At 71.3% G+C, this 20,964-nt stretch carries 16 protein-coding genes; 8 read left to right on the forward strand and 8 right to left on the reverse strand.

Annotated elements, in window-relative coordinates; translation table 11 throughout:
• Nucleotides 1–24 precede the first annotated feature (24 nt).
• Nucleotides 25–429, forward strand: a complete 405-nt coding sequence (locus ACZ5WC_RS08180) for a GntR family transcriptional regulator (protein WP_468540531.1) — start codon at nucleotides 25–27, stop codon at nucleotides 427–429.
• 44 nt (nucleotides 430–473) lie between these two features.
• Here the strand turns inward: ACZ5WC_RS08180 and ACZ5WC_RS08185 are convergent, their stop codons facing one another.
• Nucleotides 474–2,735, reverse strand: a complete 2,262-nt coding sequence (locus ACZ5WC_RS08185; protein ID WP_468540044.1) for a serine/threonine-protein kinase — start codon at nucleotides 2,733–2,735, stop codon at nucleotides 474–476.
• A 472-nt stretch (nucleotides 2,736–3,207) separates the two neighbouring features.
• Between ACZ5WC_RS08185 and ACZ5WC_RS08190 the strand changes: the two genes are divergently transcribed.
• Genes ACZ5WC_RS08190 through ACZ5WC_RS08200 form a run of 3 tightly spaced genes read left to right on the forward strand, consistent with a single transcriptional unit; the run spans nucleotide 3,208 to nucleotide 5,580 of the window.
• Nucleotides 3,208–3,402: a hypothetical protein gene (locus ACZ5WC_RS08190; protein ID WP_468540045.1), complete on the forward strand. Its 195-nt coding sequence runs from the start codon at nucleotides 3,208–3,210 to the stop codon at nucleotides 3,400–3,402.
• Complete coding sequence (locus ACZ5WC_RS08195) at nucleotides 3,399–4,622, forward strand: MFS transporter (protein WP_468540046.1); 1,224 nt, start codon at nucleotides 3,399–3,401, stop codon at nucleotides 4,620–4,622. The genes ACZ5WC_RS08190 and ACZ5WC_RS08195 overlap by 4 nt, the downstream gene beginning before the upstream one ends.
• A gap of 37 nt (nucleotides 4,623–4,659) precedes the next feature.
• Nucleotides 4,660–5,580 carry a LysR family transcriptional regulator gene (locus ACZ5WC_RS08200; RefSeq protein ID WP_468540047.1) on the forward strand — a complete coding sequence of 307 codons (921 nt, stop codon included), beginning with the start codon at nucleotides 4,660–4,662 and terminating at the stop codon, nucleotides 5,578–5,580.
• A 27-nt stretch (nucleotides 5,581–5,607) separates the two neighbouring features.
• Here ACZ5WC_RS08200 and ACZ5WC_RS08205 read toward each other — a convergent pair whose 3' ends face one another.
• Nucleotides 5,608–6,405 (reverse strand): helix-turn-helix transcriptional regulator, encoded by a 798-nt coding sequence (locus tag ACZ5WC_RS08205; RefSeq protein ID WP_468540048.1) that lies wholly within the window; start codon nucleotides 6,403–6,405, stop codon nucleotides 5,608–5,610.
• A gap of 302 nt (nucleotides 6,406–6,707) precedes the next feature.
• Here ACZ5WC_RS08205 and ACZ5WC_RS08210 point away from each other — a divergent pair, with 302 nt between their 5' ends.
• Nucleotides 6,708–7,616, forward strand: coding sequence for an NADP-dependent oxidoreductase (locus ACZ5WC_RS08210; RefSeq protein ID WP_468540049.1), 909 nt, complete (start codon nucleotides 6,708–6,710; stop codon nucleotides 7,614–7,616).
• Nucleotides 7,617–7,896: 280 nt separating this feature from the next.
• Nucleotides 7,897–9,783, forward strand: a complete 1,887-nt coding sequence (locus tag ACZ5WC_RS08215) for an AMP-dependent synthetase/ligase (protein ID WP_468540050.1) — start codon at nucleotides 7,897–7,899, stop codon at nucleotides 9,781–9,783.
• A 121-nt stretch (nucleotides 9,784–9,904) separates the two neighbouring features.
• Here the strand turns inward: ACZ5WC_RS08215 and ACZ5WC_RS08220 are convergent, their stop codons facing one another.
• From ACZ5WC_RS08220 to ACZ5WC_RS08230, 3 genes are read right to left on the reverse strand one after another with little or no spacing between them, the layout of a single operon-like run.
• A complete protein-coding gene (locus tag ACZ5WC_RS08220) occupies nucleotides 9,905–11,713 on the reverse strand; it encodes an IucA/IucC family protein (protein ID WP_468540051.1) in 1,809 nt (602 codons plus the stop codon).
• A complete protein-coding gene (locus tag ACZ5WC_RS08225; protein WP_468540052.1) occupies nucleotides 11,710–12,291 on the reverse strand; it encodes a GNAT family N-acetyltransferase in 582 nt (193 codons plus the stop codon). The genes ACZ5WC_RS08220 and ACZ5WC_RS08225 overlap by 4 nt, the downstream gene beginning before the upstream one ends.
• Entirely contained in the window at nucleotides 12,288–13,604 is a 1,317-nt protein-coding gene (locus tag ACZ5WC_RS08230) for a lysine N(6)-hydroxylase/L-ornithine N(5)-oxygenase family protein (RefSeq protein WP_468540053.1), read from the reverse strand. Before ACZ5WC_RS08230 ends, ACZ5WC_RS08225 begins: the two co-directional genes overlap by 4 nt.
• 432 nt (nucleotides 13,605–14,036) lie before the next feature.
• Here ACZ5WC_RS08230 and ACZ5WC_RS08235 point away from each other — a divergent pair, with 432 nt between their 5' ends.
• Together ACZ5WC_RS08235 and ACZ5WC_RS08240 are read left to right on the forward strand one after the other, a co-directional pair.
• Nucleotides 14,037–16,760, forward strand: a complete 2,724-nt coding sequence (locus ACZ5WC_RS08235; protein WP_468540054.1) for a GNAT family N-acetyltransferase — start codon at nucleotides 14,037–14,039, stop codon at nucleotides 16,758–16,760.
• 130 nt (nucleotides 16,761–16,890) lie between these two features.
• Nucleotides 16,891–18,360 carry a class I adenylate-forming enzyme family protein gene (locus tag ACZ5WC_RS08240; RefSeq protein WP_468540055.1) on the forward strand — a complete coding sequence of 490 codons (1,470 nt, stop codon included), beginning with the start codon at nucleotides 16,891–16,893 and terminating at the stop codon, nucleotides 18,358–18,360.
• Here the strand turns inward: ACZ5WC_RS08240 and ACZ5WC_RS08245 are convergent.
• The 3 genes from ACZ5WC_RS08245 to ACZ5WC_RS08255 are packed head-to-tail and all read right to left on the reverse strand — an operon-like array spanning nucleotide 18,349 to nucleotide 20,886.
• The gene (locus ACZ5WC_RS08245; RefSeq protein ID WP_096628718.1) at nucleotides 18,349–19,296 is read right to left on the reverse strand and encodes an ABC transporter ATP-binding protein; all 948 of its coding nucleotides are present in this window, start codon (nucleotides 19,294–19,296) and stop codon (nucleotides 18,349–18,351) included. The genes ACZ5WC_RS08240 and ACZ5WC_RS08245 overlap by 12 nt on opposite strands.
• A gap of 2 nt (nucleotides 19,297–19,298) precedes the next feature.
• On the reverse strand, nucleotides 19,299–20,102 hold the full coding sequence (locus ACZ5WC_RS08250) for an ABC transporter permease (protein ID WP_468540056.1): 804 nt from the start codon (nucleotides 20,100–20,102) through the stop codon (nucleotides 19,299–19,301).
• Nucleotides 20,095–20,886: an ABC transporter permease gene (locus ACZ5WC_RS08255; RefSeq protein WP_468540057.1), complete on the reverse strand. Its 792-nt coding sequence runs from the start codon at nucleotides 20,884–20,886 to the stop codon at nucleotides 20,095–20,097. The genes ACZ5WC_RS08250 and ACZ5WC_RS08255 overlap by 8 nt, the downstream gene beginning before the upstream one ends.
• Nucleotides 20,887–20,964: the final 78 nt, after the last annotated feature.

The raw sequence follows: 20,964 nt of genomic DNA on the forward strand, positions 1-20,964 counted from the left end.
AAAGTGTCGGCAATCGAGCGGAAGGTGAAGTCCGTGGTCGTGTTCCGCATCGACCGGCGCAGCGGAGTGGCGACGTATCTCCAGATCGTCCGCCAGGTCGAACAGGCGCTGCGCATGGGGGCGCTGGAGGAGGGCGACCGCCTCCCCACCGCCGCCCAGGTCGCCGCGACCACCAAGGTCAACCCGAACACGACCCTCAAGGCCTACCGCGAGCTGGAACGCGCGGGCCTCGCCGAGGTGCGCCAGGGCGCGGGCACCTTCATCACCCGCTCCCTCGCCCAGCCCCAGTCCGGCCCCGATTCCCCCCTGCGTGCCGCCCTCACCGACTGGATGACCCAGGCCCGTACGGAGGGCCTCACCGGCCAGGACGTCACGGCCCTGTTCCGTTCGGCGTTCGAGACGGCCTACCCGGGGGAGTCGGCGGACTGACCGGGCGGGGCTCCACTCCCGTACGGCCAAGGCCGCCGCCTCCCTCAGCTGCGGTTGTAGCGGTATCCGCTGCCGTGGGCGGGGCCGACGTTGTGGAGGATGCCGGAGCCGTCGACGGCGAAGAACGAGGGGTCGTTGTCCTGACACATGCCGGTGGAGCGCGCCGTGTCGACGACGGCGGTACCGACGTTGATGCGCTTCCCGCCGCTCGCCACGGAGGTCAGCTTCGCGGTGTACTCGCAGTGCCCCGGGCCCTGTACGTCGGAGATGAGGGTGACCGCGCTCTGCCCCGGGGACACCCTCCGGATGACCACCGTGTGGGGCTGGAGGGCGTTGTACTGCGACGCGATGGACCAGGTGCCGACGAAGTGCTGGGGCACCCGGTTGTCCGGGGCCGGGGTGCCCGGGTCGGGAGCGGGCGGCTTCGGAGCGGCGCCGGAACCCCCGTCACCGGAAGCACCGCCCCCACTCTGCGTACCGCCCCCGCCGGAGGCCCCTGAGCTCCCGGAACCGGACCCGGACCCGGAACCGGAGCCGGACCCGGAACCGGAGCCGGAGCCGGACGAACCGCCACCCGAGGCGGCGGAACCGCCGCCGCCCGAGCCCTGCCCGCTGTCGGCGCCCCCGCCCGAGGAATCCTCGTCGTCGCCGTTGTCCTTGCCCTTGTCCTTCTCTTCGTCCTTCTCCTTGTCGCCCTTCTTGTCGTCCTTCTCGTCGTCCTCGTCGCCGGGCTCTCCGGAAGGCGAGGCCGGAGGGCCGGAGGGGGCATCACTGGCGCCGGGAGGGACGGTCGCCCCACCACCCCGGGCATCGGCGCCGCCGCCGGGGTCCCTGTTGAGGAAGGCCATGCTGCCGCCTGCCACCAGGACGGCGACGACCGCGGCAGCCACGACCCACGTACGCCGACGCGGCCGACGGGACGGCTCCGCGGCAGTCACGATGCCGGTCGAGGGGGAGGGCGTGGAGGTGGGCGAGGGTGCGGGGGCGGGGTCGGGGGCGGGCCCTTCCTTCGGCTCCGGCTCTGGCTCCGGCTCTGGCTCCGGCTCCGGGTCTGAAACCGGCTTCGGCTTGGGTTCCGGCTTCGGTTCTGGCTTCGGCTTCGGTTCCGGCCCCGCCTCTGACGCCGACTCACGCTCCGGGTCCGGGGTCGGGGTCGGGGTCGATTCAGCTTTCGGCCCGGGGTCAGCCGCCGAATCCGGCCGTAAATCGACTGTGCCGATGTCGGGCCGGGAGGGCGCGAGGGGAGCGCCGGCAGCAGCAGCCTGAGGCTTCTCCTCCGGCCCAGGCCCCTCCGCCTCGGCCCCCTCCGGCACCTCCGCATCCAGCAACAAAGCCGCCTGCTGAGCCAGGCGGGCCAGGAGCTGCGGCGGCAGCCAAGCGCCACGCAGCACTCCCGAGGAACCGGAGGAACCGGAGGCGCCCGAACCCGGCCCGTCCAAGCCCTGCGACGGCACCAGGCTCTCCAACAGCAGGTCCACACCCGGCCGTTCCGCGGGCTTCTTGATCAGGCAGCGCCCGATCAGTTCACGCAGAGGGGCGTCCGTCACCGCCGCGAGGTCCGGAGCTCCCTCGACGATCCGGTACATCACGGCGTGCTGGTTGCTGGCGCCGTTCCCGAACGGCAGGGTTCCGGTGGCCGCGTACATCAGCACACAGCCGAGGGCGAACACATCCGCACCGGCCCCGGTCTCCTCACCGAGGATCTGCTCGGGCGCCATGAATCCGGGTGAGCCGATGACCATGCCGGTGCTGGTCAGCAAGGACTCGACGGAGACCTGGAGCGCACGGGCGATGCCGAAGTCGATGACGCGGGGGCCGTCGACGGTGAGCAGGACGTTGGACGGCTTCAGGTCACGGTGGACGATCCCGGCGGCGTGGATGCCGCGCAAGGCCCTCAACAGCCCCTCGGCCAGAGCGCGTACCGACTCGGCGGGAAGCGGCCCGTGCTCGCGGACGGCTTGTTCCAGGGAGGGGCCGGGAACGTAACCGGTGGCCACCCACGGCCGCGCGGCGTCGGGGTCCGCGTCCAGTACGGGGGCGGTGTAGCGCCCACCGACCCGGCGGGCGGCCTCGATCTCCCGGCGGAAGCGCGCCCGGAACTCGCCGTTCGCGATGTGCTCCTCGTGCACCACCTTCACGGCCACGGTACGCCCGCCCCCGGACCGGGCCAGATAGACGCGCCCCATGCCTCCCGCACCGAGGCGGCCGAGCAGTGGATAGGGCCCGATCCGGGACGGATCACCCGCCACGAGCGGCTGTATGCCCTCCATGGCCGTGTACCGCTCGCTGTCCTTGCCCTTGCCCATACTGACCCGATCCCCCCATGGCCGGTCCCCCGCGGTCGTTCGCGCCCGCCCAGAATAGGAGCCCGGCACACCGACCACGAGGCGGGCACCTCCTTCCGGCCGCCAACGGGCCTGCCCACCGCCCCATTTCGCCGCCTCACGTGAGCCCCGAGCCCGCATCCACGAGCAACGGCACCCGGGCGCCTGCCTCTTGGTCCGAGGCCCGAACGGTGCTCGGCTGGGACTTCCGACATCCAGGCGCCCCATGCCCGCCCACATGCCTGACCGAATGCCTGGCCGAATGCCCGCCCGCGTACCAGCTCGCATGCCCGGCCGCGTGCGCCCGCGTGATCCCGCCCTCATTCCCCACCGCCACCGCCACCGCCGCGATATCCGCGCATTATCCGCGCATTCACTTTCGACCGTGTGACCGGCATCTCATGAATCGCCGCCCGCCTCAGCGACCTGGGGGCATACGGAGAAGACATGGAAGATGCAGGCCATGGGCTTGTATCCAGAGCGTGCGCTGTATGTAATTTCCCCGCTTGCAGGTCACGTGCAATCAGGAACGCACATCACTTGCAAGGCAGAGAAACGCGCGACCCGCCCGCTTCGCGAACTGCCCGACGCCTCGGCAACGTCGAATGAATTGACCACCACCGAAATGAAGATGGATTGCCTCGAATGAGCGTCACGGAAAAGACAGCCGCGCCGCAGGGACAGGACGGCCGCGGCAGGTTCATCCCGCTCCTCGCGCTGGGCACGTTCGCCCTGGGAGTGGACGCCTACGTGATGGCAGGGCTGCTGCCCCACGTCTCGTCGGACCTGCACGTCCCGGCGTCGTCGGCCGGGCAGATGGTCACCGTCTTCACGCTCTGCTACGCACTGGGAGGGCCCGTCTTCGCCACCCTCCTGGCCAGACGGCCGGCGAAGGTGGTGCTCGGCGTGGCCCTGGTCGTCTTCACGATCGGCAACGCCATGACCGCCCTCGCCCCCACCCTGGCGGTCCTCCTGATCGCCCGCGCGGTGGCGGGCATCGGCGCGGGCGTGTACTCCCCCATAGCCGCCGCCACGGCGGCGGGCCTCACCACTCCGGAACGCCGTGGCCGCGCCCTCGCCACCGTCATGGGCGGGTTGAGCATCGGTACGGTCATCGGTGTCCCGGCCGGCATGCTCCTCGCCTCGCACATGGGGTGGCGCGGCACGCTGTGGCTGATCACCGCGCTGGGCGCGGCCGCCCTCATCGGCATCGTACGGCTGCCGAAGATCGAGGTGAGTCCGCCGCCTCCGCTGGGCCGACGGCTGCGCGCCCTCGCCGGCGGCCGGATCGCCGGTATCGTCTGCGTCTCGCTGCTCGGCGGCATCGCCAGCCTCGGCCTGTACACCTACCTCGCCGAGTTCCTCCTCGACGCCGCCCACACCGACCGGACAGTCTGGGCCATGTGGGCCTGGGGCGCGGGAGGCATCGTCGGGAGCCTCCTCATCGGCCCCGTCGTGGACCGGACCCGCCGCCCCTTCGCCGCGGTCACCTGCATCCTGGTCCTCATCGTGGCGAGCCAACTCGTCCTGCCCGCCGCCGCGCACGCCGCCGCAGCCTGGGCCGTCGTCCCGCTGGTGATCTGGGGCGCGGCAGGCTGGGCCGTACAGGTCCCGCAGCAGCACCAGCTGATCGCCGCCCAGCCCCGACAGGCCACCGTCGCCGTCTCGCTGAACAGCTCCGCCGTCTACCTCGGCAGCGGTGTCGGGTCCGCGCTCGGCGGCGTGGCGCTGGGCCTCGGTGCGGCCCCGGCCTCGCTGCCGTACTACACGGGAGCTCTCACCGCGGTCGCCCTCGTCCTGCACCTGACGGTGGTACGTGGCGCCGTCCGGCGCGGGGAAAGGGCCACCGAGGCCACCCCAACCCCCTGACCTGGGCAAACACCCACCCCTGGCTAGCATTGTCCCCATGGATATCGGACTGCGTCATTTGCGGTGCTTTCTCGCGCTGGCGGAGGAACAGCACTTCACCTGGGCCGCGGACCGTCTCGGGATCTCCCAGCCCACCCTCAGCCGCCACGTCCAGCGCCTGGAGGGAGCCCTGGGCCGCGCCCTGGTGGACCGCAGCACCCGCCACCCCACCCTCACCGCGGAGGGACACCGTCTTCGGGCCGACCTCCAGGTTCTGCTGCCCCAACTGGAATCAGCGCTCCGGCCCGCCGAGCCGCAGTCCTCACTGCGACTCGGCTACGCCTGGGGTTTCCCCCTCCGGCGCGGCCGCCAGGCGCAGGCCACGCTGGAGGAACGCGACCTCGTCCTCGTGCAGACCGTACGCCGGGACGACCGCACCGCCGGACTGCGCGAGGGCGCCGTCGATGCCGCCCTGCTCTGGGGGGCCGTCCACGACCCCCGCCTGGTCACCACCGAGATCCTGCGCGAGCCGCGCATCGCGGCGGTCTCCCGGGCCTCCACCCTGGCGGTGCGCGAGCACGTCACCTGGCGCGATCTCGGGCGCCGCTGCATCGTCGTCAACACCGTCAGCGGCACACTCACCCCGCAGGACTGGCCGGCCGACGCCACCCCCGAAATCGGCGCGGAAGCCTCCAACATCGAGGAGTACCTCCACGCCGTCGCCGGCCGCCGCGGCGTCGGCGTACTGCCGGTGTCGGTGGCCGCACAGCACCCGGACCCGGACATCCTCTACCTGCCGCTCTCGGGCGCCCCGCCCGCCGTCCTCACCTACGCCTACCCGCGCACCAACCCCCACCCCCACGCCGCCGCCTTCGGCCGCGCCCTGCAAGATCCCCACCCCGGCCGCACCGCGCGCACAACCGCCTCCCCCCTCCCCGCCGCCGGACGAAGGCGGGCCGACAACCGCGCCCGGCAGTAGGGCCGTACCGTGCCGGGTGACTCCGCCCTACTGTCGTGCGCTTGTCACTGCCCAGCTTCCCAGCAGCTTCAGCGCGGCCTCCGCGGTGCCGCAGGGAGCGGTGAAGACGACGAGCGACTGGCCCTCGTCGCCGGGCAGGGCGAGGGTCTCGTAGGCGAGGTCGAAGCGACCGACCACCGGGTGGTCGAAGGTCTTGGCGCCATGCGTCTTCTCCCGGACTTCCTGCTCCGCCCACAAGACCCGGAACTCAAGGCTGTGGTCGCTGAGTTCCGCGACGAGGTGCCCCAGACGCGCCTGGTGCGCATGGCGCGCGGCTGAGAAGCGCAGGAACCCGACGGTCTGGCGGGCGACCTGCTCCCAATGCGGGTACAGGCTGCGGGCCGCGGTGTCCAGGAAGATGTAACGGGCGATGTTCCAGGTGCCCGCCGGGACATCGGTGGAGCCGGGGATCAGGGCCAGGGCGAGGTCATTGGCGGCGAGTACGTCCATGTCGAGGTCGAGGACGTACGCGGGCACGTCGCCCACGGCGTCCAGAAGCCGGCGGACCTCCGGACGCACCCGCTGCGTCTCGGGGGACAGGGACTCGCCCGCCCGGTGCTGCGGCGGGCGGGCGAGAGCGTACAGATGGGCCCGCTCGGTCGCGTCCAGGCGCAGCACACGGGCCAGTGCGTCCAGGACGGAATCCGAGGGATTGGTGGCGCGGCCCTGCTCCAGACGCGTGTAGTAGACAGCGCTCACCCCGGCGAGTTCCGCCACCTCCTCGCGGCGCAGCCCCGGCACCCGCCGTCGGCCCAGCACGGGAACGCCCGCGACCTGAGGCGTCACGTGCGACCGCCGTGAATGGAGAAATCTGCCCAGCTCACGCGCCTGCTTCACGGCCCCCCTGGTTCGTCCTCGTCGGAGCGGGCCGGTCCTTCCCACCACACCACCGACGTCAGTATGCCCTCGGCGGAAGGCGCCGTCCGGTCCCCGTCAGTACCACCCTCCATCGTCTGGAGGGTGGTACTGACGGGGTAATGGCTGGCAGGGCTTCTCCGGTCCACGGTTGAGAACAGTGCGTACCGCACAGCCGTCGCCCCTGAGGCCGACGGCTCGTTTCAGACTTTCAGACTTTAGGAGCACCGGTCATGCGTGCAGTGGTCTTCTCCCGTTACGGCGACGAGAGCGTCCTGGAACTGACCGAGCAGCCGGTACCGGCCGTCGCGGACGGGGAGATGCTGGTCAGGGTCCGGGCGGCCGGGGTCAACCCCGTCGACTGGAAGTTCCGTGAAGGCGCGGTCGGTACGGACCGGCCCTTCCCGCTGGGGATGGGCTGGGACGTGGCAGGGACGGTCGTCACGACGACGACGGCTGACGGCCCGGCCGCTGGTGACGAGGTCTTCGGCATGCTGCCCCTGCCGTACGGCGGCGCCTACCAGGAATACGCCGTGCTGCCTGCCTCAGCGGTGGCGCCCAAGCCTGTCAGCCTGTCGTTCGCGCAGGCCGCGGCCGTCCCTCTGGCGGCCCTGACCGCCTGGCAGTCCCTCGACACCGCGCAGGTGACCGCTGGGCAGCGGGTTCTGGTGCACGCCGGCGCGGGCGGCGTCGGCCACTTCGCCGTACAGCTCGCCAAGTACCTCGGGGCGCACGTCTCGGCCACCGCGTCGCCGCGCAACCTCGACTTCCTGCGCCGGCTCGGCGTCGACGAACCCGTGGACCGCACCTCGGACAGCCTGCACACCATCGAACCGGTCGACGTCGTCATCGACACCGTCGGCGGCCGGACCCAGCGGGAGTCGTGGCCGCTGCTGCGTCCGGGCGGGATGCTCGTCACACTGCCGGAACCGATCGACGAGGCCTACCGCGTACCGGGGATCACAGGGCGGCGCGTCATCGTCGCCCCTGACGGCCAGGCGCTGCACCACATCGGCAAGCTCATCGACACCGGGGCCGTTCACGTCGAAGTCCAGGACGTTCTGCCCCTGGAGAAGGCGGCCGAGGCACAGCTGACCAGCAAGACCGGTCAGGTCCGCGGCAAGCTCGTGCTCAGTCTGTGACCGGACCCACGGCCTGGGCGGGCTGACCGGCCGGTCGTCGACGCGCCGCGAGCGGACCCCGACCGCGTACGAGACGGCGGCCGGGTATGAACCGGCAGCGGGAAGCGCGGCCTGGCGCAGGCGGCTCCTTGTGCACCCGCCCAGGGTTCGGCAGGGCCGCCGGTGAAACGCCTTCTTCCCTTACGCATCGGCGGGCGCGCACCTTACTGTGACCCTTGCTTGCGAGTTACCTGTCAGTTAACAAGTCGTTTGATGGGCGCACCCGGGCCCGGAGGTCAACATGAGTTCCGCGCAGTCCCCCTGTGAAAGACGCCCGGATTCCGTGGCGCACATCCTTCTCTCCAGAGTCGAGGCCACACCCGACCGGGAGGCCTACCGCTACCCCGCGCCGGCCGACGACGGCGTGCCCGGCACCGAGCAGTGGCGCTCGCTGACATGGGCGCAGACCGCGGAGCGGGTCAGGGCGATCGCGGCCGGCCTGCTCGACCTCGGAGTCCGGTCCGAGGAGCGGGTGGCGATCTCCTCCTCCACCCGGGTGGAGTGGATCCTGGCCGACCTGGGCGTCATGTGCGCGGGCGCTGCGGCCACCGCCGTCTACCCCAGCACGAACGCCGATGAGACGGTGTACATCCTCTCCGACTCCGGCAGCCGGGCGATCTTCGTCGAGAACGCCGCCCAGCTGGCCAAGGTCGTCCCCCACGTCGAGCGCCTGCCCGAGCTGGGCCACGCGATCCTCTTCGACGCCGAGGCGGACGTCCCTCAGGTGGAGGGGCTCACGGTGCTGTCCCTCGCTGAGCTGGAGAGGCGGGGCACGGAGTACCTGGCAGAGCACCCCGACGCGATCGAGAAGACGGTCCGGGCCATCGAGCCGGAGCAACTCGCCACCCTGATCTACACCTCCGGCACCACCGGCCGGCCGAAGGGCGTGCGCCTGGTCCACGACTGCTGGTCCTACCAGGCCGTGGCACAGGAGTCCTGCGGGCTGCTGCGCTCCGACGATGTGCAGTTCCTGTGGCTGCCGCTGTCCCACGTCTTCGGCAAGGCCCTGATCTCCGGCCAGATCAGGACCGGCCACGTGATGGCGGTGGACGGGCGGGTCGACCGCATCATCACCAACCTGCCCGCCGTGCGTCCCACCCTGATGGCGTCCGCCCCGCGGATCTTCGAGAAGGTCTACAACGGCATCGCGGGGAGGGCGAGAGCCGAGGGGGGCGTCAAGTACAGGATCTTCCTCTGGGCGGCGAAGGTCGCCCGCGACTGCGCCAGGGCCGGACAGGAGAGCATGGCGGAATCCGGAAGACGCCGCGTGCCCCTGTCACTCGCGTTGCAGCACTCCATCGCCGACCGGCTGGTGTACGGCAGGATACGCGCGGCCTTCGGAGGCAATCTGCGCGCCAGCGTTTCGGGCAGTGCCGCACTCGCCCCCGATATCGGCTACTTCTTCGCCGGCGCCGGCGTGCGCATCCTCGAAGGCTACGGTCTGACCGAGACCAGCGCGGGCTGTGTCGTCAACCCCTCCGAGGACAACCGGGTCGGCACGGTCGGCACGGCGCTGCCCGGCACCGAGGTCCGCATCGCCGAGGACGGCGAGATCCTGTTGCGGGGCCCTGGCATCATGCGCGGCTACCACAACCTCCCCGAGAAGACCGCGGAGGTGCTGGACAGCGACGGCTGGTTGCACACCGGCGACATCGGCAACAGGGACCAGGACGGCTTCGTCCGGATCACCGACCGCAAGAAGGACCTGTTCAAGACCTCGGGCGGCAAGTACGTGGCGCCCACCGAGATCGAAGGCCGCTTCAAGGCCGTCTGCCCGTTCGTCAGCAACATCCTGGTCATCGGCGACGGCCGCAACTTCTGCACCGCCCTGATCACCCTGGACGAGACCGTGATCATGCCGTGGGCGGCGGCCCACGGCCTCGGCGGCCGCAGCTACGCCGAGGTCGTCTCCTCACCGCAGGTCCGCGAGTTGATCGATGGCTTCGTCCAGCGGGTCAACGACGACCTCCAACGGTGGCAGACCATCAAGAAGTTCTCGGTGCTCTCGCGCGACCTCGACATCGAGCACGGTGAACTCACCCCGAGTCTCAAGGTCAAGCGGCCTGTCGTCGAGCGCGAATACGCCGAGGTCATCGAGGAGATGTACGAGGGTTCCCGCGAGGCCTGACCGCCGTCCCGTCCCGTCGTCCCGGGCCAGTCGGCAACCGGGGGTGAAAGGGGCCTGCCTCGGCCCCCTTCACCCCCGGCCCTGCGAGCCCGGTGCCGGGTCCCGCCCGTCGGCGGGCAGGTCACCCGCCGGGGCGGAACCGGGCCAGCGGATTGGAGAGTTCGCCGACCAGTTGCAGGGCGGCGGACGGGTCGGCGAGGTCGACCATCTGCCGGTTGTCGCGCAACTGGAGGCGGTTGAGGCACGACAGGGCGAAGGTAGCGGCGAACGGGTCGAACCGTACGAACCTCTGCGCGAGGTCCGGCACCGACTCCTGGTAGTCGGCCACGCAGTGGGCGACGGTGCGCCAGAACTCCCGCTCCTCCATGGCACCGGACTCGTCCAGGATCGCCGCGAGATGGCGGAAGAAGCCGTCGAAGACATCGGCGAAGATCGACAGCAGCCGCATGTCCTCGGGCACGTCGGCCCGCACGCGCTCCACCGCGGCCGGCAGGGCGGTACGGGAGTCCATGACGACGATCTCCTCGGCGATGTCCTTGAACACCGCGCGCACCACGGCGCCGTTCTCGTCGAGGACGAGGATCACGTTCTCGCCGTGCGGCATGAACGCGAGGTCGTAGGCGTAGAAGCTGTGCAGCAACGGCGTGAGGTACGCGTCGAGATACCGGCGCAACCACTCCTGCGCGCCGAGCCCGGACGAGGCGATCAGAGCCGCCGCCAACGACTCGCCGTCGCGGTCCTGGTGGAGGAGCGCGGCCATCGTGGCCAGGCGCTCTCCCGGGGCCAGTCCGGGCACAGGGCTCTCCCGCCACAGCCCGGCCAGCATCTTCCGGTAGGGCGAGTAGCGGTCGGTGGCGGCCTCGTACTGCGGGCTGCGATAGCCGATCGCGGCGTACTCACGGATGATCGTCAGTCCGGTGGCCGACAGCACCGGGTCCTTGGCGATCAGCTGTGCGAGCCAGTCGTTGATCGCTGGGGTCGCCTCCATGTAGGCCGCCGAGAGTCCGCGCATGAAGCCCATGTTGAGCACGGAGATGGCGGTCTTGACATAGGAACGCTCGGGGTGAGTGGCGTTGAAGAAGGTGCGCACGGACTGCTGCGGGAGGTAGAGGTCCTCGCCCTCGCCGAGGTGGACGAGGGCGCGGGTGGCCACCTCGCCCGCGAAGGCCACGCTGAGCTTGTTCGCCCACTGCCAGGGATGGACCGGGAGGAAGAAGTAGTCACCGGGCTCCAGGCCGAGACCGGTCAGGACATCCTCGAACCGCGCTCGCTGTCCCTCGCCGAGTTCCCGCTCGACCAGCGTGTCGTAGTCGAGGCCCGCGCACGAGGTGAAGGTCGTGCGGTCACGGCGGGCAGCCAGCCACACCAGCCGTACGGGGGTGCCGGCCTCCGGCGCGTACCGGTGGAACTCCTCGCTGTCGAAACCTATCCGCCCGCTGTTGGCGACGAAGCCGGGGTGGCCCTCGGTCATGCCTGCTTCGAGCGCCTGGAAACCCCGGAGGGCGAGTGCGGCGGCGGACACGGGGGGCAGCGAGAGCTTGTAGGCCATCGAGGAGAGGGTCGCGTTCAGCTCCTCCACGTACACGGGGAGCACCTCGTCGCTCAGGCCCAGGGTCCCGCGCAGTTCGAGGACGAGGTCGACAAGGTCCGGCGGCAGGGCGAGAGGGCCCCGGTGGCGGGTGAGAGTCGCCGGGTCGATGTACCAGTGATCGAGCTCCAAGCGGCGTGCGGAGAAGCGGTACTCCACCGTCCGGTCGTCGGAGCGCACTACGTACCGGCCCTCCCCCACGGCTTCGGGTACGAGCAGCCGCTCGTGCGAGAACTCGGCGAGGGCCTTGCGGACCAGGGCGAGGTTGGCGGCGGCCCACAGGTCCGGGCGCAGATGCGCCGTCAGGTCGCTCGGCCCGCGAGGGCCGGGAGCGGCGGTCATTCGGTGACTCCTTCGGTAGCGGCCCGGAATCGCTCCCGGGTGCAGAAGCTCAGCAGGGCCTCCTTCTCGGGCTTGGTCAGGGTCGTCTCCGGCACGAAGCCGACGGCGGTGTTGAGAGCGTGCACGGCCGTGTTGCGCACATCGGGCTCGACGACGACGCGCCGCACCCCGGGGTCCTCGAAGAGGGAGGCGACCACCGTGGTGATGACGGCACGGGTGAAACCGTGCACGGGCTCACCGGCCGGTGCGCAGAGGAAGTGCATACCGATGTCGCCGGGCCGGTCCTCGTACAGCCCCGCCAGCTCGACCTTCGCGGGGTCGTAGCGCTCCATCAGGAAGCAGGGCTCGCCGTCGAGCGTTCCCACGAAGGCGTCGTGGTGCGGATGCGCGGCGATCTCCTCGTAGGCTCGCCGTACTTCCCCGGGGTTCAGGTCACCCATCATCCAGTACGTGGCCTTCGGGTGGGTCACCCAGGCGTGCAGGAACCCGCCGTCCTCGTCCGGGACCAGGGGGTGGAGGGCGAGGACGCCCAGGGGTGTCGTGCGGGAGAACAGCACCCGCCGGTCGAGACGCGTCACGAGATGTCCCCGTCCGGCGCGCCGAACTCCTGGAAGGTGATGCTCTTCTCGATCGGGTAGACATCGCGGCCGGTCAGCTCGCGGATGATCCACGAGTTGCGGTACGGGCCCATGCCCAGGTCCGGCGAGGTGACGCTGTGCGCGTGGTCCGCTCCGTTCTGGAGGAACACCTCCCGCCCGGTGACGTCGACGCTGTAGTTGCGGGCGACGTCCAGGCCGCCGTGCCCGTCCCACCGGAGCCTCTCCCGGACGGGGTCGAGAAAGGCGGGCGGGGCGTAGGAATAGCCGGTGGCCAGCACCAGTCCGTGCGTGTGCAGGGCGAAGTCCCGATCCTGCTCGACGTGGTGGAGGCCCAGGGTGTACCGGCGGCTGGTCTCGTCGTACCGGGCCGTGTCCAGGGACGTGTTGGTGAGGAGCCGCGCCGGGACGGGGCCGGCGGTGCTCTTCTGGTAGAGCAGGTCGAAGACGGCGTTGATCAGTTCCGCGTCGATGCCCTTCGAGAGGCCCTTCTGCTCCCCCACCAGTCGGTAGCGGGTGTCCTCGGGGAGCGCGTGGTAGTAGTCCACGTAGTCGGGGGAGGTCATCTCCAGCGTGAGCTTGGTGTACTCCAGCGGGAAGAAGCGGGCCGAGCGGGTCACCCAGTTGAGGCGGTACCCGTGCACGTCGATGTCGGAGAGGAGGTCGTGGAAGATCTCCGCCGCGCTCTGGCCGGAACCGACGATGGTGATCGACTCCTTCTTCTGGAGCCCCGCCTTGTCCGCCACGTACGTCGAGTTGTGGATGAGGTCGCCGCCGAGGCCCCGGCAGGCCGGGGGCAGATGGGGCGGCGTCCCGGTGCCCAGCACGAGGTGGCGCCCCCGGTGACGCACCACATCGCCCGTGCCGACCCGCGTGGCGCTGACGACGTAGACACCTGCCGCCTCGTCGTACTCCACCCGGTCCACGCGCTGTCCGAAGCGGACGGAGGGGAGCCGGCCCGCCGCCCACCGGCAGTAGTCGTTGTACTCGGCGCGCAGCGGGTAGAAGCTCTCGCGTATGTAGAAGGGGTAGAGGCGTCCCTTGTCCTTGAGGTACTTGAGGAAGGAGAAGGGCGAGGTGGGGTCGGCGAGCGTCACCAGGTCGGCCATGAAAGGGGTCTGGAGGGTCGCGGAGTCGAGCAGCATGCCGGGATGCCAGTCGAACTGCTCACGGGCCTCCAGGAAGACGCCGTCGAGGTCCTCGACCGGGGCGCTCAGGCAGGCGAGCCCGAGGTTGTACGGACCCAGGCCGACGGCGACGAAGTCGTGCACCGCTTCGGTGTCGGGGTGGGGCATGCGGTTCTCCGGTGGTTCGGCGTGCGGATGGAACAGACGGGTGGGCGAAGCCGGTACCCGGGCCGGCTCGGCGCGTGGCGGGTGTCTCACGTGCGGAAGGCGGACATCGCCTCGACGTGGGGCACGCGACGCGACGCGTCCGGACCGGCAGTCGCCGCGACACCGCGGCCGCCATCATGCCCCGCCTGATCCGCGGCGGGGCCGGCCAGGGTGCACCGTCGCCGCACCTCCTCGCCGCAGCACAAACGAGCAGGTGGGGGGGCGCGCGAGTCGCGCGACGTTAGGGTAACCTCGCAAACCGGATTCCGGTCTCCCGGCAGGAAGCGGCCGCGCGCGGCGGACCGCCGGCCCGGCGGGCAGCTCCTCACCGGAGCCCGCGCGACCAGGGGTTCGTCCCCTCCACCTCAGGCACACCGCGCGAGGAGTCCCGGATTGACCGCCCGCATCTACCGAGACGCCTACGGCATTCCGCATCTGCGGGCGACGGACGCATCGGCCCTGGCGCATGCCCAGGGTGCGGTCACCGCGCGGGACCGTGCCTGGCAGATCGAGGTCGAACGCCACCGCGCGCTGGGCACCTCCGCCGCCTTCCTCGGTGAGGAGCACGTGCACTGGGACGCCCTCGTCCGGCGCGCGGGCCTGGCGGACACCGCGCGCAGGTGCTTCGAAAGCCTCTCGCCGGACACGAAGGCCTGGGTGAGCGCCTACACCGAGGGCGTCAACTCGGCCCTGCCCGAAGCCCGGCGTCTGGCACCCGAGTTCGCCCGTACGGAGCTCGCCGCGGCGGCATGGGAGCCGTGGACGCCGCTGGCCCTGTGGCTCTCGCACCACCTGCTCTTCGCGGGCTTCCCCTCCAAGCTCTGGCGCGACCGTGTCATCGAGGTCCTGGGCGCCGATGCCGTGCGCGGTTTCGCCTCGGACGGCCCGGGCTCCTCGGGAAGCAACGGATGGCTGCTCGGTCCCGAACGCACCACGTCCGGGTTCCCGCTGCTCGGCGGTGATCCGCACCGGTTCATCGAGGCACCGGGCGTGTACCAGCAGATACGTCTCTCCTGCCCCGAGTTCGACGTACTGGGACTCGCCGTCCCGGGTGTGCCGGGAATCGCTCACTTCGGTCACGCCGGAAGCGTCGCCTGGGCCATCACCAACTCCATGGCCGACTATCAGGACCTCTACCGCGAGCGGCTGCGGCGCACACCCGGAGCCGGGGCCGGGGTGGAGGCGTGGGGGCCGGACGGCTGGGAACAGGCGCGGTCGGGCACGGAGACCATCGACGTGGCCCGGCGGGAACCGGTGGTGGTGGAGACGGTGGAGACCGCGCGCGGCCCGGTCGTGCTCGGTGGCGTGCCCGCACAGGAAGAGCCCGGTGACGCGGGCGATCCGGGCGCGCGGGGCCGGTGGACGGCGGTCAGCCTGCGGTGGCCCGCCCGGGTGCGCGGTTCGCTCGGCTTCGACGCCCTCCCCGCGCTTCTGCGGTCCCGGTCCGTCGCGGACGTGGACCGGGCCCTGGACCACTGGGTGGAGCCGGTGAACGTGGTGATGGCGGCCGACACGTCCGGGGGACTGCTGCACCGCGTGGCAGGGACGGTGCCGGTCCGGGCCGCCGCCAACCGGGTGCGTGTCGTCGACGCCTGGGACGAGGCCGCCGCCTGGACCGGCGCCTGGGAGCCCATGCCGCGGGCCGGGCTCAGCGAGGGGCGCGCGGTGATGGCCAACGCCCGGGGCCTGGCTTCGCCTCTCGGCGTCGAGTTCGCCGCCCCGCACCGCGCCCGCCGGATAGCCGCCTTGCTCGACTCCCGTCCGCGCTGGTCGGCCGGGGAGATGGCCGCCGTGCACACGGACACCCTGCTGGTCCCGGCCTCCGTACTGCTGGAGCGCCTGGTCCTCCCCCTGACCGGGCTGTCGCCCGCGGCGAACGCACTGCGCGAGGAGCTCGCCTCCTGGGACCGGCGCATGGCGGCCGACTCACGGGGCGCCGCCGTCTTCGCCGCCTGGCGCGGCGCGCTCACCCGGCGGCTGACCGCCGACCCGGCCCTCGCCGGCCTCACCCCGCGCGCCGACGACCCGCCCCTCTTCCTGCCGTGGCTGTCCCCGTTGGGCCGTGTCGGCCATGCCCTGGAGGGGTTGACGGCGCCCGGAGTGCTGCCCGGCTCCGTGGACGTCGCCACGCACACCAGGGAGGCGCTGGAGGAGGTGGCCGCCGCGGGAGTGGCGGCGGCCTGGGGCGACACCCACCGCCTCGCTCCCTGGGAGGCGGTGCCCTCGCAGGACACCGAGTGGCCCGCCGTCCACGGGGACCACGACTGCGTCATGTCCTCCTCCAGCGTGCCCGGCCTCACCGACCTCAGCGCGCGCGCCTCCGCGGCGCGCTACGTCTGGGACCTCGCCGACCGCGACAACAGCGGGTGGGTGGTGCCGCTGGGCGCCTCGGGGCGGCCGTCCAGTCCCCATCACCACGATCAGCTCGGCCTGTGGGCGCGCGGCGAGCTCGCACCCGTCGTGACCGACTGGCGGCTGCTCACGGAGGAGGTACCCGTGACCGTCCGCGAGCGGCCCGGCCCCGACGTGCCGGCCCCCCGCCCCGGCGGAGCAGCCCCGCCCGTGCTCCACACCTGCGAGGTGCCCGGCATCGGCTCCTTCACGGTGCGGGCCCTGGACCCCGGCGAGGACGCGGCCGTCGTCCACTCCTGGGTCGACAGCGACCGTGCCCGCTACTGGGGAATGGTCGGCCGTACCGTGGAACAGGTGCGTGAGGTGTACGCCTACGTCGACGGCCTGGAGACCCACCACGCCTACCTCCTGGAGCACCAGGGACGTCCCGTCGGGCTGCTCCAGACCTACGAGCCGGAACACGACCCGCTGGGCGAGCACTATCCGGTCAGGCCCGGGGACGTCGGCATGCACCTGCTGTTCGCCCCCGCCGAGGGCGCGCCCCGGAAGGGCTTCGGCGGGGCGCTGCTGACGGCCATGCTTGATTTCGTCTGGGCCGACCCGGCGTGTCTACGAGTCGTCGCCGAGCCCGACGTACGCAACGAGAAGTCGCACCGCCGGTTGGCACGCGGCGGTTTCACCGCCGGCCAGGAGGTCCGGCTGGAGCACAAGACGGCCCGGCTGTTCTTCCTCGCACGCGACACGGGCGCACCCCGGACGGGCTGAGCGGGACGGGGCCGATGGCCGGCGGGCACCATCCGGTCGGCCCGGTGGTTCGTAGAATCTTCGCTCGGCCGGAGGTCACCGGCCGGAGGTCACCGGCCGGTGTGAACCGGAAACACAAGGAGGTCGCGCCATGCGGCGCATGACGGTCTGCCAACTCGTGGCCGGGACGGCGGCGAGCCGCCCGCAGGATGCGGCGCTGGTGGTGCTGGACCGGCGCGGGCGCGCGACCACGGTCGGCTGGGCGGAGCTCGACGAGCGGGCGAACCACTGCGCGGCCGTGCTGCGCGCGCACGGTGTGCGTGGCCGCGACCCGGTCATGATCGCCCTGCCCAACGGCCTCGATCACGTCGTCGCCACCCTCGGGGCCTGGAAGCTCGGCGCCACCGTGGTGCCCCTGGATCCGAGGCTGCGCGCCGAGGAGGCGGAGGCGCTGACGGCCGCCGTCCGGCCGCGCGTCCTGGTGGGCGTCCCGGCGGACGCCCCGGCCGACGGCCGGCTCACCCCGGCCGCCTGGGGCGACGGCCGCAGCACGCGGTCTCCCGGGCAGCCGGACGCGGAGCCGCGCAGTGCCTCGGCGACCGGGGGGACCACCGGGCGGCCGAGGATCATCCACCGGCGCCGGGGGTGGGTCTTCGACGCCGACGACCTGCCGAGCCCGCACGAACGGGCGGTCGGCCTGGACACGGGCCAGGTGCAGCTGGTGGCGGCGCCCCTTCACCACAGCGGGTTCGGCGCCCTGCACCATGGACTCGCGCTCGGGCACACCGTGGTGCTCCTGCCACGGTTCATGCCGTCCTTGGCGGTCGAGGCCGTCGAGCGGTACCGGGTCAACGTGATGCGGCTGGTGCCGACCATGATGCGGATGCTCCTCGATCCCCGGGTGGGCCTGCGCGACCGGGACCTCTCCTCGGTGACCGCCCTGCATCACGGCTCGGCCCCGTGCCCTCCCGAGGTGAAGCGGGCCTGGATCGGGCTTCTCGGGGCGGAGCGGGTCTTCGAGAGCTACTCCTCGCAGGAGCAGCTCGGCTTCGTGTACATCCGCGGCGACGACTGGCTGGCCAGGCCCGGAAGCGTGGGACGGCCCGCGCCGGGGGCGATCGCCGTGGTGGGCGAGGACGACGAGCCGTGCGCACCCGGTGAGCCCGGCCGGCTGTTCTTCCGGTGTGCGGGCGAGGGCCCCGACTATCTCAGCGCGCCCGTGGAACTGCCGGTGTGGCGGGACACGTACCGCAGCGTCGGCGATCTGGGCTACCTGGACGAGGACGGCTACTTGTACGTCCTGGGCAGGGCCGGGGAGATGATCAACGTGGGCGGGGCCAACGTCTACCCGGCTGAGATCGAGGGGGTCCTGGCCTCCGCGCCCGGGGTCGCCGACTCCTGTGTCGTGCCCCGCCCGCACGCCCTGCTGGGGGAGGTGCCGCACGCGCTGGTGGTGTCCGCCGGGGCCCGGGGCCCGGACCTCGCGGTGCTCGACGCGCACTGCCGTGGCCGTCTGTCTCCCGCGAAGGTGCCGGCCTCGTACGAGGTGGTGCCCTCGCTGCCGCGCGACGAGAGCGGCAAGCTCCGCCGCAGGGACCTGCCGGTACCGTCAGCCCGCTGACACAACCTGCTGGACGATGTCCGCGATGTCCGGCTCACGCAGCGAGAGGTCCACGATGTCGGCCTGCGAGGCCACCTGAGCGATGACGGCGGAGGCGCTCGTCGTGGTGGGGAAGGCGAGCCACTGGCGGGGGCCTTCGACCCGCGTGACCCGGACGCCCGGCAGGGTCAGCGCCTCCACCGGGTCCTTCAGGTCGACGACCAGGGTGCGGTCGGCGTTCATCCGGGAGCGCAGTCCTTCGAGGGACCCGTCGAAGCCGATGCGCCCGTCGTCCACGACGACGATGCGCCCGCACAGTCGCTCGATGTCCTCAAGGTCGTGCGTCGTCAGGATGATGGTGGTGCCCCGGCTGGTGTTCAGTTCCTCCAGGAAACCGCGCACCGTGCTCTTGCTGACCGCGTCGAGCCCGATGGTGGGCTCGTCCAGGAAGAGGATCTCCGGGTCGTGCAGCAGCGCCGCGGTCAGTTCGCCGCGCATCCGCTGCCCGAGGGAGAGCTGACGCACCGGCGTCCGCAGGAACCCCTCCATGTCGAGCAGTTCGACGTACCGGTCGAAGTTCTCCCGGAACCGCTCGTCGGGGATGCGGTAGAGGTGGTGGATGAGCCGGAAGCTGTCCTCCAGCGGGAGGTCCCACCACAGGGTGCTGCGCTGGCCGAAGACGACGCCGATACGCCGCGCCAGAGCGACCCGTTCGCGGCTGGGTACGAGACCGGCGACCTGCACCGTGCCGGACGTGGGGGTGAGGATTCCCGTCAGCATCTTGATCATCGTCGACTTGCCGGCGCCGTTGGGACCTATGTACCCCACGGTCTCGCCCTGCTCCACACGCAGCGAGATGCCGTGCACGGCGTCCACGGTGGTGCGCTTGCCTCGCAGCATCCCCCCTTTGCGAACGCTGAACGACTTACGGACGTCGGTGACTTCGATGAGGCTCATGGTCAGTTCCCAGTGGATCGGTAGCGGCGGACCCCGCCCTGCCAGGCCGCCCGGGCCAGCAGGACGAGGATCAGGGCCACGACGGGCGAGGCGAACTGCACCGCCGGTGGCAGACCCAGCGGGTCGGGGCGGTCCAGCACGTACAGGGCCGGATACCAGTTCACGAAACCGAGCGGCACCACCCAGGTGAGCACGCGCAGCGCCTGCTGCCCGTACACGGCCAGCGGGTACTGGGTCAGCATGTTCCCCCCGTAGGTGAACGCGCTGATCACCTCGGCCACGTCGTTGATGAGGAAGAGCAGGGCCGCGCTGATGACCCGGATGGCGCCGAAGATGACGGCCCCGGAGAGGACCATGCCGACGAGGACCAGCACCCGGGTCCCGTCCCAGTCCACCGGCACCATCGGCAGGGACACTCCGAGCACCACCAGGCCCTGGAGCAGTACCGCCACCCTGCGTGGGCTGAAGTCCTCGGCCGCCACCTGCACCAGCGTGCTCGCCGGTCGGACCAGCATCGAGTCGAAGGTGCCCATACGGATGCGGTATCCGAGCAGGTCCACATTGCCGACGGCGAGGTCGGCGAGCCCGAAGGCCAGGTAGGCGGTGCCGTAGAGGAACAGCACCTCCCGCAGGCCGAACCCGGCCAGGGCGTCCACCTGCGAGAAGAGGACCCCGACCATGGCCAGATCCATCAGTGTGATCAGCGCCTGGGAGACCGTCATCAGGATCAGCGAGGCAGGGTACTGCCAGGCGGCCCTGGTCCACATGCGCACGAGCAGGCCGTAGGCCCGCAGAGCCTCAACCACCCTGCACCACCATCGAGGTCCGCACACGGTGCGTCATCAGGGCCCCGACCGCCAGGATCGCGACCGCCCAGAGAGCCTGGAAACCCAGGGCTCCGAACGCCTCCGCCCCTTGATGGGTGCCGAGGAACACATCCGCCGGGACCTGGAGCATCGCCGACCACGGAAGCGCGGACGCGAGGGTGCCGAACCACCCGGGCAGCATGACGAGAGGCACGACCATGCCCGAGAAGAACAGGGTGAGGAGTGTCATCAGGGTCTCCAGGCCGCGTGAGTCCATGACCCACCACACGGCCAGCGCGACGACGTAGCGAAGGGCGAAGCTGACCGCGAAGGCCAGGAGCAACGAGACGAGGAAGAGGCCCCACTGCCCCGGGCCGCCGGGGAGACGGACCTCGAAGAAGACGATGCCCGCCAGGAACGGGAAGGCGCGGAAGAGAAGTTGGAACGTCGAGCGCCCCATGTCGGTGGCGAACCACCACAACTGGAAGTGGGCGGGGCGCAGCAGGTCGACGACGACGTCCCCGGTGCGGATGCGCTGGGGCAGGTCCATGCCGAGGCCGAACATGGAGAGCGGGGCCGCCAGCGCCTGGCACAGAAACGCGAACGTCACGGCGTCCACGGCGTCGTACCCGCCGATGTCACCCCGTGCGTCCCACACCGCGAGGAAGATGTAGGCCTTGACGAAAGCCCACACGGTGTTGGTGAAAACCCCCGCGGCTGTCGCCGCCCGATAGGTGCTGTAGCGACGGAACTCGCTTTTGGCGACTTCCAGATAGATCCGCACTCGTGTTCCGTTTCTCGCGCCGAGGCCGGCGATCGTGCCTGCTGTGAGGGTTTCAGCAGCGTGCCGCGCACAACCGCC

The sequence above is a fragment of the Streptomyces sp. NPDC033165 genome (genome assembly GCF_055577965.1).